This is a genomic window from Pseudoalteromonas sp. BSi20652, from assembly GCF_000239855.1.
Classification (GTDB): domain Bacteria; phylum Pseudomonadota; class Gammaproteobacteria; order Enterobacterales; family Alteromonadaceae; genus Pseudoalteromonas.
In genome coordinates this window covers 1-16,129 of record NZ_BADT01000102.1, presented here as the reverse complement: position 1 = coordinate 16,129, position 16,129 = coordinate 1, and the positions used below count along the sequence as shown (strand labels likewise).

The 16,129-nt window shown below is 41.5% G+C and carries 13 protein-coding genes and 1 pseudogene; 12 read left to right on the top strand and 2 right to left on the bottom strand.

Features of this window, described 5'->3' with window-relative positions:
* Positions 1–199: 199 nt before the first annotated feature.
* Positions 200–571 (bottom strand): hypothetical protein, encoded by a 372-nt coding sequence (locus tag P20652_RS09470; protein WP_050548203.1) that lies wholly within the window; start codon positions 569–571, stop codon positions 200–202.
* A gap of 255 nt (positions 572–826) precedes the next feature.
* On the opposite strand from P20652_RS09470, the gene xdhA reads away from it, so the two are divergent.
* Genes xdhA through puuE form a run of 8 tightly spaced genes read left to right on the top strand, consistent with a single transcriptional unit; the run spans position 827 to position 9,886 of the window.
* Positions 827–2,326, top strand: a complete 1,500-nt coding sequence (gene xdhA / locus P20652_RS09475; protein WP_008168690.1) for a xanthine dehydrogenase small subunit — start codon at positions 827–829, stop codon at positions 2,324–2,326.
* Positions 2,313–4,652, top strand: coding sequence for a xanthine dehydrogenase molybdopterin binding subunit (xdhB, locus tag P20652_RS09480; protein WP_008168689.1), 2,340 nt, complete (start codon positions 2,313–2,315; stop codon positions 4,650–4,652). The genes xdhA and xdhB overlap by 14 nt, the downstream gene beginning before the upstream one ends.
* The gene (gene xdhC / locus P20652_RS09485; RefSeq protein ID WP_008168688.1) at positions 4,645–5,535 is read left to right on the top strand and encodes a xanthine dehydrogenase accessory protein XdhC; all 891 of its coding nucleotides are present in this window, start codon (positions 4,645–4,647) and stop codon (positions 5,533–5,535) included. Before xdhB ends, xdhC begins: the two co-directional genes overlap by 8 nt.
* Positions 5,532–6,032, top strand: a complete 501-nt coding sequence (uraD, locus tag P20652_RS09490; RefSeq protein WP_008168687.1) for a 2-oxo-4-hydroxy-4-carboxy-5-ureidoimidazoline decarboxylase — start codon at positions 5,532–5,534, stop codon at positions 6,030–6,032. The genes xdhC and uraD overlap by 4 nt, the downstream gene beginning before the upstream one ends.
* The gene (uraH, locus tag P20652_RS09495) at positions 6,029–6,367 is read left to right on the top strand and encodes a hydroxyisourate hydrolase (RefSeq protein ID WP_008168684.1); all 339 of its coding nucleotides are present in this window, start codon (positions 6,029–6,031) and stop codon (positions 6,365–6,367) included. Before uraD ends, uraH begins: the two co-directional genes overlap by 4 nt.
* Positions 6,368–6,369: 2 nt before the next feature.
* A complete protein-coding gene (guaD, locus tag P20652_RS09500) occupies positions 6,370–7,734 on the top strand; it encodes a guanine deaminase (protein WP_008168682.1) in 1,365 nt (454 codons plus the stop codon).
* 3 nt (positions 7,735–7,737) lie between these two features.
* The gene (locus P20652_RS09505; RefSeq protein WP_008168679.1) at positions 7,738–8,949 is read left to right on the top strand and encodes a urate hydroxylase PuuD; all 1,212 of its coding nucleotides are present in this window, start codon (positions 7,738–7,740) and stop codon (positions 8,947–8,949) included.
* 1 nt (position 8,950) lies between these two features.
* Entirely contained in the window at positions 8,951–9,886 is a 936-nt protein-coding gene (gene puuE / locus P20652_RS09510; protein WP_008168677.1) for an allantoinase PuuE, read from the top strand.
* A 53-nt stretch (positions 9,887–9,939) separates the two neighbouring features.
* Here the strand turns inward: puuE and P20652_RS21345 are convergent.
* A pseudogene (locus P20652_RS21345) lies at positions 9,940–12,443 on the bottom strand (S8 family serine peptidase).
* 507 nt (positions 12,444–12,950) lie between these two features.
* Here P20652_RS21345 and P20652_RS09515 point away from each other — a divergent pair.
* From P20652_RS09515 to P20652_RS18055, 4 genes are all read left to right on the top strand, one after another.
* Complete coding sequence (locus tag P20652_RS09515) at positions 12,951–14,453, top strand: curlin (protein WP_008168671.1); 1,503 nt, start codon at positions 12,951–12,953, stop codon at positions 14,451–14,453.
* A gap of 39 nt (positions 14,454–14,492) precedes the next feature.
* Positions 14,493–14,888, top strand: coding sequence for a curli production assembly/transport protein CsgE (locus P20652_RS09520; RefSeq protein ID WP_008168669.1), 396 nt, complete (start codon positions 14,493–14,495; stop codon positions 14,886–14,888).
* Positions 14,878–15,303 (top strand): curli assembly protein CsgF, encoded by a 426-nt coding sequence (locus tag P20652_RS09525; protein ID WP_008168667.1) that lies wholly within the window; start codon positions 14,878–14,880, stop codon positions 15,301–15,303. Before P20652_RS09520 ends, P20652_RS09525 begins: the two co-directional genes overlap by 11 nt.
* The coding region (locus P20652_RS18055) for a CsgG/HfaB family protein (RefSeq protein ID WP_237707116.1) at positions 15,303–16,129 on the top strand (827 nt) is incomplete at its 3' end. The genes P20652_RS09525 and P20652_RS18055, both read left to right, overlap by 1 nt.

The following is a 16,129-nucleotide window of genomic DNA, read 5'->3' as shown; positions in this document are numbered from 1 at the left end:
ATATATTTATATAGCTCGTTTTTAATTTAAAACGCTCGTTACTTTCGCTCCCATCGTCGTTGAGCATAGGGATCGCGCTAGTTATTTTGTCTGTTCTTGAATAGCATCCTTCAAATGAGCCTGCATGTGAATATCCACTAAAGACCGCACTTGCTAGAATAAAAGCCTTTTTAATCATCACTCGCTCCTTGCTGTAATGTTAATTTCCCTCAAAAAAACGCCCTCTATCGTCTGTCATTTTTACTGCTAAACCGTTACCAACCATAAAGTGATAAAAACGCAAATCATCAATCAGGTCAGGGGCTGATATTTCTATGTCTTGGTAAGTCGCGTCTCTAAATTTAAACCTTAAGGTATGCTCAAACCGTTTCGTTTGACAATAAAGTACTTCTTCTAGCTCAGACACCTTTATATTTAAACCAAGTAATTTAAATTCACCATTTGCAATATCAATATTTTGAGCAACCGTAAGTATTTTAAATAACGAAACGTGCAAAAACACTATTCTAATACCTAAATTGCGTAGAGTAGCAGGTTTTTTTATACTCATTATACGGTTATTAAAAAACATGTCCCCTTGGTCAGGTTTAACCACACCATAAAGCATTTACTTCAACATGGTTTGTTTTTAAATTTACTCCGTTATTGCCTATACCTCGACAATTTAATCCACCCCCTTAACTGACCGAATGGTCAAGAACGGCATGATACCTGCAATATATTTACCTAGATGAAAAAGTTTTTTTCTTTATCGTGCGAAAACAATAAGAAAAAATAAACGCCAAGCCATAAGAATCAAGGCTTTAGAAAAATTAAGGGGGTCTGTGTGATTCAGTTTTTATTAAATGACACGCCAATTGAAGTACAAGAATGTTCGCCTAGTTTCACCATTTTGGACTGGTTACGCACCAAAAAAGGGAAAATAGGCACCAAAGAAGGGTGTGCAACAGGTGATTGTGGTGCATGTACTATTTTGGTTGGCGAAGAAAAAACACATAAAAATGGGCACACTCATTGGCATTACAAAACAATGAATAGCTGCTTGCTATTATTAGGTAATGCTCACGGTAAACATATAATGACCGTGGAAGGGGTAACACCTGCTCTTTACCCGACTTTAAATGACTTACACCCAGTACAGCGCGCATTAGTAGAGTGCCATGGATCACAATGTGGATTTTGTACACCGGGCATAATAATGAGTCTGCTTGCGCTTTATATAAATAACGCCACTTACCCAGGTAAAAAAGCAGTCATACATGCGCTTGGTGGTAACTTATGCCGTTGTACAGGTTATAGCCCTATATTACTTGCAGCCGAAAAAGCCTATAGCTATGAGCGTAAAGCTGAACCTTACTCAGCAATGGCCGCTCAATTTAAAGCATCACTTAATACGCAATATGATGACAATATTCCATTTTTAAAAAATAGTCCTCGCAAATTTTACTTACCACAAACTGCCCAACAACTTGTTGAGCTAAAAGCGCTTTATCCTTATGCACATTTAGTTGCTGGTGGCACCGACTTTGCCATTGAGCTTAGCCAAAACATGCTCTTACCAGATGTAATTATCTCCCTTAGCCAAGTAAAGGAGCTTTGCACCTTGGCAGATAATAACGGAGAGCTACACATTGGTGCAGCACTACCTTATAGCCAATTTGTTGAGGTATTTTATAACCATTACCCAGAGTCAAAAGAGCTATTTGAACGCTTAGGATCAAGCCAAGTACGTAACAGCGGCACACTCGGTGGCAGCATAGGGAATGCCTCTCCGATTGGCGATCCAGCTCCCCTTTTAATCGCTCTTAATGCATCAATGGATTTATTAAGCAGCGCAGGTACGCGCACTATTAAAGTTGCCGACTACTTTATTGATTACAAAAAAACAGTACTTAAAAGCGATGAAGTAATAAGTAAGTTCACCATCCCAAAGCGCCCAGAGTCGCTAAAACTGGCGTGTCATAAAATATCAAAACGCTTTGAAGACGATATATCTACCGTGTGTTTGGTACTTGCTATAGAGCATTCACAAAACATGATTACTCAAGCCCGCTGCGCTATGGGCGGTATGGCTGCTATTCCTAAGCGCGCACAGCATATTGAGCAAAAGCTGATATCTCAATCATTACAAGTAAGTAGCTTTATAGATGCAGCAACGGCTATTAACGATGACTTTACGCCCATGAGCGATGTAAGAAGCAGTGCACATTATCGCACTACGGTAAGCAAAAACTTATTACAACGCATTGGTATTGAGTTTTGTGAGCCGCAAGCACGCAACAATAACAACATTGCCATTACAAGGATTTCTCATGCGTCACTTTGAAATGGATAAACTAAAAGCGCAAGGTGGTAGCGTTGGACAGTCTAAATATCACGAAAGCGCTATTAAACAGGTCTGTGGCAGTGCAAATTTTGCCGACGATAACCCTGAGCCTTACGGCTGCCTGCATGCCTACCCAGTGCTCGCCCCTGTTACAAGCGGCTTTATTAAATCAATAGATACCAGTCACGCATTGGCAGTTGAAGGTGTTAAGCGCATTTTATCGGCAGGCGATGTACCGGGTAAATTGGATATCGGCCCAGTATTTCCAGGTGATGTATTACTCACTAGTCATGAGATTCAATATCACGGGCAACCTGTGTTAGTGGTTGTTGCAAGCACCTATGAAATAGCACGTCGCGCGGCACGTTTAGTGGTTATAGAGTGCGAACAAACCACACCCATACTTGATATTAAAGAAGCCATTAGCAAAGAGCATTGGGTAAGGCCGCCCCATTCACTTAACCGTGGTAACAGCGAATACGCAATTAATAACGCAGCCCACCAGCTAAAAGGCGAAATAAACATAGGCGGGCAAGAACACTTTTATTTAGAAGGCCAAATAGCGCTGGCACAACCTGATAACGACGGGGGCATACATGTTCAATGCTCAACGCAACACCCTACCGAGGTTCAACACTTAGTTGCTAAAATTTTAAAAAAGCCATTTAGCTTTGTAAACGTAGAAACCCGCCGTATGGGTGGTGCTTTTGGCGGCAAAGAAACCCAAGGCGCACCATGGGCATGCCTTGCAGCCCTAGCGGTTTACCACCTTGGCTGCGCAGTAAAAATGCGCCTAGCCCGCAGCGACGATTTTAAATTAACCGGTAAACGCCACCCTTTTTATAATCACTATCATGTTGGTTTTGACGAAAATGGCTTAATAGAAGGTGCCGACATTACCGTAAACGGATTTTGTGGCTACTCGCCCGATTTATCGGATGCAATTGTAGACCGCGCCATGTTTCATGCCGATAACGCCTACTACTACCCAACCGCCACAATTAAAGGTAATCGCTGTAAAGTGAATACCGTAAGCCATACCGCATTTAGAGGATTTGGTGGCCCACAAGGAATGATTATGGGCGAGCTAATAATGGACGATATAGCAGCAAAATTAGGTAAAGATCCACTTGAGATCAGAAAACTTAATTTATATAAAAAAGGCCGCGATACCACGCCGTATCATCAAACCGTAGAGCAACATATTTTAAAAGATATGATAAGCCAGCTTGAGGAATCGGGTGACTACTGGGCGCGCAAAACGGCTATTAAAACTTTTAACGCTTCATCGCCTATTATCAAAAAAGGCCTTGCGATGACGCCGGTTAAATACGGTATTTCGTTTACCGTACAGCACCTTAACCAAGCTGGTGCCTTAGTGCATGTATATAGCGATGGCTCTATTCATTTAAACCACGGCGGCACCGAAATGGGCCAAGGGCTAAACACCAAAATTGCGCAAATTGTGGCCCATGGCTTTGGGGTCGATTTTAACGCGGTAAGTATTAGTGCTACGCGTACCGACAAGGTGCCAAACACTTCGCCAACAGCGGCTTCAAGCGGGACCGACTTAAACGGCATGGCGGCGCTAAATGCAGTAAACACGATAAAAGAGCGCTTAATAAACTTTATTACCGAGCACTTTGAAGTAGACAGCCAAAGTATTACATTTAAAGATAACCTCATTACTTTTAGTAAAGGGGAAATTAGCTTTAGCGAACTTGCAAACCTTGCTTACATGAATCGTATATCGCTTTCATCTACCGGTTATTACGCCACACCAAAAATTCATTACGATAGAGCCAAAGGCGAAGGCCGCCCATTTTTTTACTACGCTCACGGCGTAGCACTCAGCGAAGTAGAAGTAGATACCCTAACTGGCGAAAACACAGTAACCCGCGTTGATATACTGCACGATGTAGGCAGTTCAATTAATCCAGCACTTGATATAGGCCAAATAGAAGGCGCCTTTATACAAGGTATGGGCTGGCTAACAACCGAAGACTTACAATGGAATGATAAAGGCCAGCTTGCAAGCTTTGGCCCAGCCAACTACAAAATACCGGCCATTGGCGATACTCCTGCCGAATTTAACGTTAATCTTTACAACTCAGCCAACCCAGAAACCACTGTTTTTAGATCAAAAGCCGTAGGCGAGCCGCCATTTATGCTGGCCTTTAGTGTATGGAGCGCAATACGTAATGCAATAAGCAGTGTGGCTGATTACAAATACACCGCCCCACTTGATACACCTGCCACACCCGAGCGAGTATTGAGTGCAATTGAGCAAACTGCTAGTTGGTTTAAGGAGCATCAACATGACTAATTTAAACCAGTCTTTTCAAGGTTTTCATACTCAAAATTGGGCGCAGGCAATTAACGAGCATGAACAAAGCGGCACTAATTATGTAATTGCCACGGTACTTGGCACAAATGGCTCAACCCCACGTGGCACAGGCTCTAAAATGGTAATTAGTGGCGAGCATATTTACGACACCCTTGGCGGTGGTCACCTTGAATACGTAGTAATAGAAAAAGCCCGCGAACTACTTGCTAAAGGCGAAGCCGCCCAAGTAATAGAGCAATTTAACCTAGGTGCAAATTTAGGCCAGTGCTGCGGCGGGGCTGCCACCGTTATGCTTGAATGCATGCAATGCGAGCGCTTTACCCTTGATATATATGGCGCAGGCCATGTAGCACAGGCGCTTATTGGTATATTGGCACAGCTGCCACTGCGCATACGCTGGATAGATAGCCGCGCCGATGTATTCCCACAAACTATTCCAAATAATGTAGTAAAAGTGGTTGATGAAGAGCCAACAGAGCAAGTAAAGCGTGCGCCTAAAGCTAACAACTACTTAATTTTAACCCATAACCACCAGCTCGACTTTGCACTCACCCAAGCCATTATTAAACGCGCTGATGCCAATTGGCTGGGCGTTATTGGCTCTGACACTAAAGCAAAACGTTTTAAACAACGCCTAGCACATCGCGATTTTACAGCCGATCAAATACAACAAATGACCTGCCCTGTTGGGCTTAAAAACATTACAGGCAAATTACCAATGGAAGTGGCTATTTCGATTAGTGGACAGCTAATTGGCCTTTACCAGGCTATGCAAACCCAAGCGCCAAAACGCCAAGGCTTGCAGTGGCGCACACTAAAAAATGCCTTAATTAGCACCACGCAGGAGGAAGTAGACGCATGAGCAGCTTACAAATAAATACGCTAAATGATGCACAAGCAAAACAAGCACTTGAGCATTGCTGCGCGGCCCCTAACTGGGTGGCGGGCATGATAAAAGCAATGCCATTTAAAAATGATCAGCAGCTATTTGAATGCGCACAAAGCACATGGGATAGCCTTGGCGAGAGCGACTATTTAGCTGCCTTTGAAGGACACCCGCAAATAGGCGACTTATCAACCCTTAGCAAAAAATACGCTGCTACCGCACAAAAAGCGGGGCATGAGCAATCAGGTATGAGCAAAGCAAACGAAGCCGTGCTTACCAAAATGATTGCCCTTAATAAAGAATATCTGAACAAGTTTGGCTTTATTTTTATTGTGTGCGCCACCGGTAAAACTGCCGAACAAATGCTCGAACTCATAGAGCAGCGCATACACAACACCCGCAGTACAGAGCTGAATATAGCCGCGGGCGAACAAGCCAAAATAACAAAAATAAGATTGGAGTCACTGCTATGAGCAAAAGCCCTATAACCACCCATATACTTGATACCAGCACCGGAAAACCTGCGGCAAACGTTGCTGTTAAGCTATTTAAACTTACAAATAACGAATGGGTACAACTAACCCAAGGCACAACCGATACCGATGGGCGAATTACCGGCTGGCTAAATACAGAAGTAGAATTTGGAACCTATAAGCTAGTATTTGATTTAGATAGCTACTACCAAAATCAACCTACCCCTGCGTTTTACCCAGAGGCGCAAATAACGTTTAGATTACAAGATACTAAACATCATCATATCCCATTGTTGCTTAGCCCGTATGGCTACTCTACATACAGAGGTAGCTAACTATGAGCACACAGAACAATAATAACTTAACAGTAGTTTGTGCTGATATACTCGACTTTGTTGACGACCCTGCCATTGCTGGCGAAAGCGCCCATCGTTTTTTTGAAAAAGGCGCATTAGTTATCAAGCACGGCAAAGTAGTTAAACTTGGTTACGAGCACGACATACTGCCAACAATTGATAAATCAGCGCGTGTTATCCGCCACGATGGCAAACTCGTTATGCCAGGTATGATAGACACCCACATACACTTACCACAAACCGAAATGGTGGGTGCGTACGGCGAGCAACTGCTAAGTTGGTTAACCGAGTATGCGTTTCCGACAGAGAAAAAGTTTACGTGTAAGCATTATTCAAAAGAGATATCTAATCGATTTTTAGACGAGCTGCTGCGCAATGGCACAACCACTGCCCTTGTATTTGGCACTGTGCATCCGCAATCGGTTGATGCATTTTTTAAAGAATCACAAAAACGCAATTTACGCATGATTGCCGGTAAAGTAATGATGGATCGCAACTGCCCAGACGACTTATCTGATTGCGCGCAAACAAGCTATGACGAATCTAAAGCCCTCATCGAAAAATGGCACAATGTTGACAGGTTAAGCTACGCAGTTACGCCGCGCTTTGCCCCCACATCAACCCCTGAGCAACTTCAAAAATGCACTCAGTTACTTGAAGAATACCCAGACACCTACCTGCATACACACTTATCTGAAAACAAAGACGAGTGCGAATGGGTAAAAGGGCTATTTCCAGAAGCTGAAGATTACCTTGGCGTATACGAGCAAGCAAATATGGTACGTAAACGCTCGGTATTTGCCCATAGTATTCATTTATCTGAGCGCGAGCTTTGCTGCCTTGCCGATAACAATGCGGCAATATCGCACTGCCCTACCTCAAACCTATTTTTAGGATCAGGACTTTTAAATTTAAAAGCCTGTGAAGAGCACGGCATAAACGTAGGCATGGGTACCGATGTAGGCGCAGGAACAAGCTTTTCTATGCTACAAACAGGTAACGAAGCGTACAAAATTCAGCAATTACAAGGTCAAAAGTTTTCAGCATTTAAAGGGCTGTATTTAGCGACTTTAGGCGGTGCACGCGCACTTGATTTAGAAGGGACAATTGGTAATTTTGAAGCCGGTTGTGAAGCCGATTTTATTGTAATGGATTGTTCAGCAACCCCATTTTTAAAATTTAGAATACAGCATGCCAAAACCCTGCATGAAAAACTGTTTGCAATGATGATGTTAGGCGACGACCGCTGCGTTGAGCAAACCTACATTATGGGTAAAAGTGTGTATAAGCGCGATGATAACAATCAATTTTCAGACACCCGCTCACCGGTATTAGAAGAGGCTTAAACTATGGAAAACTATTTTTTTGAGCTTGCTCATTTAGTACTGCGTTATTTTCATGTTATTGCTGGTATAGCTTGGATTGGTGCCTCTTTTTACTTTGCATGGCTTGATAACAACCTACAAACACCGCCGCAGTGGAAAATAGATAAAGGCATAAAAGGCGATTTATGGGCTGTGCATGGCGGTGGCTTTTACGAAGTGGCTAAGTATCAAAATGGCCCTGAACAAATGCCCCACACCCTGCATTGGTTTAAGTGGGAAGCCTACACAACGTGGATCACCGGTATATTACTATTTAGCCTACTTTACTATGTTGGCGCCGATGTGTATTTAATTGATAACAGTAAAAGTGAGCTAAGTAAATTTGCAGCTATTGGCGCATCCCTTGGTTTTATTGGCTTAGGCTATGGTGTTTATCGTTTATTATGTAAAACCCCGCTCGTTGAAAACGGCAAAGCGTTTATTGCTGTAGTTATTGGTTTATTAGCTCTGTGGACTTATGGGGTCGATCAGCTATTTAGCGACCGCGCTGTTTATATTCATGTAGGTGCACTTATTGGCACGTGTATGGTGGGTAATGTATATCACATTATTATGCCAGGGCAGCGCTACATGGTGAGTGAAGTAGAAGCGGGTAGAATCCCTGATTCAGCGCCAGGTTTAAAAGCAAAACAATGCTCGATACATAATAACTACGCCACGTTGCCAGTCGTTTTTATAATGCTTAGTAATCACTTTCCTTATACCTACAGCCACAGCTTTGGCTGGCTTATATTAATTGCGCTGTTTGGTATTGGTATGTGGATACGCCATTACTTTAACTTAAAACATCAAGGCGTTAATAAACCTTCAGTACTTATAAGTGGTATTGCAGCATTTTTTGCCCTTATGCTCGCCATAGCCCCTTGGCCCAGCATTACAACAAATGCAGACGAAAACGCGCCTTTACAAGCAAGTATTACCGACGCACAAGCGTGGGATATAATCAGCAAACACTGTACGCAGTGCCACAGTGAAACACCTACCTCTGAGCTTTTTCAAACAGCGCCGCTAGGCTTTAAGCTCGATTCTATTAGTGATGTAAAAAAAGCTAGTACGCTTATTCATACCCGCGCGGTTATAACCAAAGATATGCCACTGGCTAACATGACCAAAATGACAGACGCAGAGCGCGAAATACTGGGCATTTGGCTCACGGCACTTAAAAAGGAGCAATAACATGGCCGAGCAAATAAAAGCGGACTACCCACGAGACCTAATTGGTTATGGCCCAAATGCACCTCATGCAAATTGGCCCAATAAAGCGCGCATAGCGGTGCAAGTGGTGCTTAATTACGAAGAAGGTGGCGAAAACTGTGTTTTGCATGGCGATGCAGCCGCCGAAACCTTTTTATCAGAAATAGTCAGTGCTCCGCATGTTGAAGACCGCCATATCAGCATGGAGTCTATTTACGAATATGGCTCGCGCGCAGGCGTGTGGAGGTTACTGCGTTTATTTAAAAAATACGATATACCGGTCACCATTTTTGCCGTTGCCATGGCACTTGAGCGTCATCCTGATGTGGCTAAAGCCTTTGTAGAAGCAGGGCATGAAATTGCAAGCCATGGTCTGCGCTGGATTAATTATCAAAATATAGATAAACAAACCGAGCGCGAGCATATGCAACAAGCCATTGATGTAATTAAAAAGCTCACAGGTAAAAAGCCCAAAGGCTGGTATACCGGCCGAACTAGCCCAAATACCGCAGCACTTGTAGTTGAAAATGGTAATTTTTTATATGATGCCGACGATTACAGCGACGACCTACCTTTTTACAGTATTAAAGAAGGTAAACCACAGCTCATTGTCCCCTACACGCTTGATGTAAACGACATGCGCTTTGCTGCCGTGCAGGGTTTTAACGCAGGGGATCAGTTTTATAATTATTTAAAAGATGCCTTTGATACGCTTTATGAAGAAGGTGACCCTGAAGGTGAAAACACCCCAAAAATGATGTCGATAGGTTTACATTGCCGCTTAATTGGCAGACCAGGAAGAATAAAAGCATTAGCACGGTTTTTAGAATATGCTCGCTCATTTAACGATGTGTGGTTTGCAACAAGAGAAGAAATAGCCAATCATTGGCACAAAATCCATCCTTATCAAAAAGTATAATTTAATAAAAAAGCCCAGCATAGCTGGGCTTTTACAACTCGAACAATTTAAATCTAATTAAATGAAACTGTAACTATGTTAGAACATACGCTCTCAGAAACACATAGCTGATAATCATACGATGGAAGCGTTGCATTACGCTCGTAGTCACGGTAACGACCACTATCTGAAGTTGTGTCGATTAGTTCACCATTACGATACACGCTCATAGATTCAGCTCCTACCGTTTCCCAGCTAAGATCCACGCGCATAGTACCTAAACGCGATTTATTAGCGCGTTTTTAGTGTTAGCACAATATCTACATCGCTTACAACAACCGTTTGCATAGACGTATTCGTGTTACCTTCGCTGTCTGTTACGGTTAGCTCAACGTTGTAGCTACCAGAGCCTGCATACACATGTGTTGGATTTTGATCAGACGATGTTGCACCGTCACCAAAGTCCCAGCTCCATTGTGTAATATCGTTGTTAGCATCAGTACTTGCATCTGTAAACATGGCCGTTAAGCCTTCAATTTCAGTGTCAAAGCTCGCTTGTGGAGGCTGTGGAGTAACTTCTCCAATAGCACTAAATGTAAGAGACCAGCCATTAATGTTACCAGTGTCTAAACCTGCTGTATCTTCAACGTGAAGCGTCCAATCGCCAGTAGCAACCTCATTGTTGAATGCACTTGATGTAAATGTTTTAACAATATCGTCATCACTGCCACCTTGATTACTTTGTAAAGTAACTTCAGAACCCTGCGCTGATGTAAGTGTAAGAACTAAATCACCTGACCATGTATGTGTAATATTTACATCGGCTGAGGTGCCAAAAATAGTTAAATCATCAGCAACGGTAATCACAGAGCTTGCTCCTAGCGGATCATTGTCTGGAATAGAAACGTTTTCATCACTGCTGTAGGTAAAATCATTCAAACCCGCAGGTTGTAACATAAGTGATACTGTTTGTGTTTTTAGCTGCTGATCAGTGCTTGCCTCAACAGTAAAATCATAATTACCCCAAGGCGTACCATCAAACGTATTAACCGTTAAAATAACTTCATCACCTGGGCGTGCATTTGAAGTACTAAGTGAAGCACCTTCTAAGTCAGAGCTAAGTGAAAGTGCTACATCGCCATCCCACTGAGCAATTGAACCAATTTCAAATGTGTATGTAACCGTATCGCCAACCGTTGCTTGTTGAGTAACAGGTGTTACCGATAACTTAAAGCCAGGTGTAGGATCTGCATCTAATAACGCTTGGTTTGCGTTTAAACGAGTACCAGCAACTGTTTTACCCGTTAAAGCTGCATTTGTATCGCCACTCGTCATTAATAGCTCTTTTAGCTCTGGGGTTGTTAAATTAGGATTAACTGAAAGTACAAGAGCAGCTACACCCGCAACATGCGGAGTTGCCATTGAAGTACCAGAGTAAGTAGCATAACCACCACCTGGAATAGTTGAAAGAATAGCGCTACCTGGCGCCCCCATATCAACGCTTTCTAGGCCCCATTGTGAAAAGCCTGACATATTATCGCTACTATCTGTACTTGCAATTGAAAGCACGCTGTCGTTTTCGTAGTTAGATGGGTAATGCGGGTTTACATCGTTATCTACTTCACCGTTACCAGCTGCGGCTACAAATAACATGTCAGCATCTTCACTCGCCGTTATCGCGTCAGCTAAAGCTTGACTGTAACCACCGCCACCCCAGCTGTTATTTAATACGCGTATGTTTACACCCGAATTTTTTAAGGCCAACCATGTAATCAATACATTTAATCGCATCAGATGTAGAACCACTGCCCGACGCATCTAAAAATTTACACCCTGCAATAGACACATCTTGATTTACACCCACTATACCCTCGTTGTTATTGCCACTTGCGCCAATGGTTCCAGACACATGAGTACCATGTCCCTCATCGTCCATAGGATCACCTGAGTTAGTGATTGCATTAATACCGTGTACATCATCGACGTAACCGTTACCATCATTATCAATGCCATCACCCGCAATCTCACCTGGGTTTATCCATGCATTAGCTGAAAGGTCGGCATGATTATAATCAACACCGGTATCAATAACCCCAACAACCACATCTCTACTGCCCGTAGAAATTGTCCAGGCTTCTGGTGCATCAATATCAGCGTCAACAACACCACCTGTTTGGCCTTCGTTATTTAAGCCCCATAGCTCTCCAAAACGAGGGTCATTGGGTATATTTGCAATACTTACACGGTAATCAAGCTCTACATATTCAATAGCCTGATGCTTTTTAAGAAGCTTAATAGCCTCTTTTGTGCTCATTCCGGTTATATTGAACTTAGCTAAGCGACCTGAGAGTAAAAATTTATAGTTGTCATCAATCTCATCGCTATTTGAATCTGAAATTTTTGCTTTGACTGATGAACGAGCTTGCTTACGCATTTGGGCTGAAGCATTTTTTTTGTACTTAACAATTAATGAATCACTGGTAGCAGTAACTGATTGCTTAATACCTGTTTCTGGCAATTGCGCTGCTGCTAAACACGGTACAAGCGCAAGTGTAATAATAGATAATTTTGTTTTCATTGTTCTATCCATGGTTGAATTGGCTTAAAATTTTAAGCAGTTTTACTTACAACATTGAATAAGAAAGATCACATGGCATATACCCAGCAAACTAATAAATCTAAAATTACACAAGCTTTAAAATTAGAAACCCCAAAAAACCAACGTTTTTAACCAGATAAATATATAAAAACATAACTAAAGCAGACTTTTTTATGAGCTAATGATTCAAAAAGTCACCCCCCAAAAATCAACTTTTTTTACTGTTTTTTTAGGAAAACCATGCGGAGGAAATTAAAAAGATGTTAAGTTGATGTATTTAATAAGTAAATAAATTGGTAAAAAAAGGTGATTTGAGAATCCATAATTCGAGAATAGAGTTAATGGGCATTTACAAATAAACGCTACACAATATTGCACATAATTTAGATCACAACATTATACCGGCACGGCATGCTGGAACTACGAATACTCTATAAAAACAAAAGAATGTAGAGCATTTGATATTACCATTTCAAGGAGAAAATAATGAAGTTAAACAAATCACTTTTAAGCTGCGCAGTTGCTATTGCAATGGGCAGTAGCTTTGCCTCTATCGCAGATACAACGACTAAATCGGGTTCTGTATCAGATCTAAGCACACAGGTTTCGGTTCAAAGCACTAGCAACCTAATGATTCTTGCTCAAACACAAGTGGGTAACACAGCATTACTTCTACAAAATGGTGATGCAAACACCATGTTAGTCACAACGATCGGTAACAACAACATCACTGAAGTATCGCAATTTCAATCTGATAATGTTGTACAAGTAACAACTATTGGCGATAACAACGAACAAACCTATTCACAAGACGGATTGTATAACGGTGCTCAAACAGATGTAACGGGTAACAATAATCAGCTTTTTGTTATGCAAGAAGGCCAGGGTTTATTTTTTAACAATGAAGTGGTCAACTCGATTACAGGTGATGACAATGTTATTGACGTTGAGCAAGGTAGCGGTGGGCATTGGTTCTACAATATGGATATGAAAGGCAGTGGTAATGAAATAAGCGCGGTACAAACTGGTGAATGGCATGAAGCAGTAATAACAAGCTCTACAGGCGATCAAAACATTGCAATGATTGATCAAAATGGCTTTTACAATACGTTTAGAGTTAGCGCACTTCAGGGTAACGATAACGAGTTAGATATTGAGCAAGACGGCGATCAAAATGCTGTAACACTTACTGAAATATATGGCGATAATAACGAGTTCAGTATTGAGCAAGAAGGCATTACTAATATTGTTAATTTTACTGCTATTGTAGGTAATAATAACGAAGTTGACATAGACCAAGAAGGTGAAAGTAACAATGTTGATTCAGCTTTATTTGAAGGCGAAAACAACGAGGTTATGGCTATACAAAATGGCGACTTCAACAGTGCAACTGCTGAGCTAATTGGAAACGATAACGAACTAACAGCGATTCAAAATGGCAGTGCCAATGAAGCATATATGGGTGTACTAGGATCTAATAACGAATTTTCAATCAATCAATTTGGAGATGTTAACTCTGCTCACCTAGTCAATTTTAATGGCTCAGGTAATGATGTAGACCTTACCCAGCTTGGTGAAGAGAATATTACAGTTGTTGAATCGTCCTACCCTGACGTATCGCTTACATCTAATGAAAACGATATCGAAATCACACAAGACGGCTTACAAAATGAAACCATGGTAACCCTTGCGGGGATCCTTGATAGCAACTTCAATCAAGTTGATATTGTTCAAAACGGTGATTTCAACCTTATTGATATGATGGTAGAGGGCAGCGGCCATAGCATTGATATTTCACAAGAGGGTGAAAATAACTGGGTAGTTGGCACCGATCAATCACCGTTTTTAGTCGGTGGTGAAAACGTGACATTTAATGTAACGCAACTTGGTAACGATAACATTGTTGAAGGTAGCGTTATAGGTTTCAACAGCACTGTATCTGTTACCCAAATTGGTGACGGAAACACAGCCACAATTACACAGATGTAATTGATGGAGCGGGGAGGTAAATTCCTCCCCTTTTAAAATATGATAAACAATAAAAAAATAATGCTCTTACTTTCGTTAGCGTTATACCTAACACCTAATGGGTATGCAGCCGATGAACTTGAAATAGATGGGTTATTACTTGATAGGAGTATTAGCCGATTTGGTCACCAATTCTACTATGAGTTTTCTAATTACTGGCGAGACTTACCCTCTACCGCCGGATTTAATATAGAAATAAAAGAAACTGTTATCCCAAAAGCAGGCACAAAACTCACTATTGTTATGAACAATCAGCTTATTTATGCAACTTATTTAGGCCGGAGATTAGAGCCACTAGATGCACGTGTAGAGCAAGCAGTTTATACAGTAATAGATGCGATGGCTCGCTCAAACATGGCAGTATCGTCTCCAGATATGGCTTTAAATGGATGGTAAAATGAAAAAAACAGCACTCACAATAATAACAACATTATGCTTTTCGGCCTCAGCAACTGAAATAATTTATACACCTATAAATCCAAGTTTCGGTGGTAACCCACTTAATGCCAACATGCTACTCAGTAAGGCTCAAGCACAAAACAAACACAAAGCCCCAATTATAGAAAAAGGCTACGCTGAACAATTTCAAGATTCGCTCGAGCGTACTTACTTGAATCGTATGGTGCGAGAAATTACTGATATGGCCTTTGGTGAAGATATAGAAGATAGTATTTTCGATCAAGACTCTATATTTATGAGCGGCGATTATCAAATAGAAATTATTACAAGTACCGTTGATACTATCACCGTAAGAATAACAAATATAATTGATGACTCTATAGTGATCATTGAAGTTCCGAGGTTCGGATAATGCATAAACTACTACTAATATTAACTTTAATAGGCTTAAACGGTTGTGCAAGTCTAGGTAACTTAATCCCTCCATCCCAACAAAAAGCAATTAGCTTAGAGCCCACTGAGCTTTTTGCAGACTTAAAAAACCTCCCTAAACCTATGGGCAGTATACCGGTTTCTGTTTATTCATTCAGAGATCAAACCGGTCAATACAAGCCACAAACTAATGTTAGCTCATTCTCTACCGCTGTAACGCAAGGTGCTAATTCAATATTAATACAAGCATTGTATGAATCAGATTGGTTTACGCCTGTGGAGCGTGAGGGTTTACAAAATATTTTAACTGAGCGAAAAATTATACGCGCATCACAATCTGATAACCTAAACACACCTGAACTCCCGCCACTGACAACAGCTAAAATAATTTTAGAAGGAGGTATTATTAGCTACGACACCAATGTGAAAACCGGTGGTTTAGGCATGGAATATTTTGGTATTGGCGCATCAGAATTATACCGTGAAGACGCTATTTCAATTTATTTACGTGCTGTAGATGTGCGAACAGGGCAAGTGCTTTTATCAGTTGCTAGTAGCAAAAAAGTACTGAGCCAAGAAATGCGCGCCGGCTTTTTTAGATATGTTAGCTATAAGCGCTTAGCCGAAGCAGAAGCAGGTTTTAGCGACAACGAACCTATGAGTATTTGTGTTACTCAAGCAATAGAAAAAGCACTCACAGACCTTATAACTAAAGGTATTGATAAAGGGCTTTGGGCAAAAAAAAGTGAGTTAGTAAACAGCTCGCCAAATATAAAAAAGGGACTACTTAACAGTAGCCCTTTTTA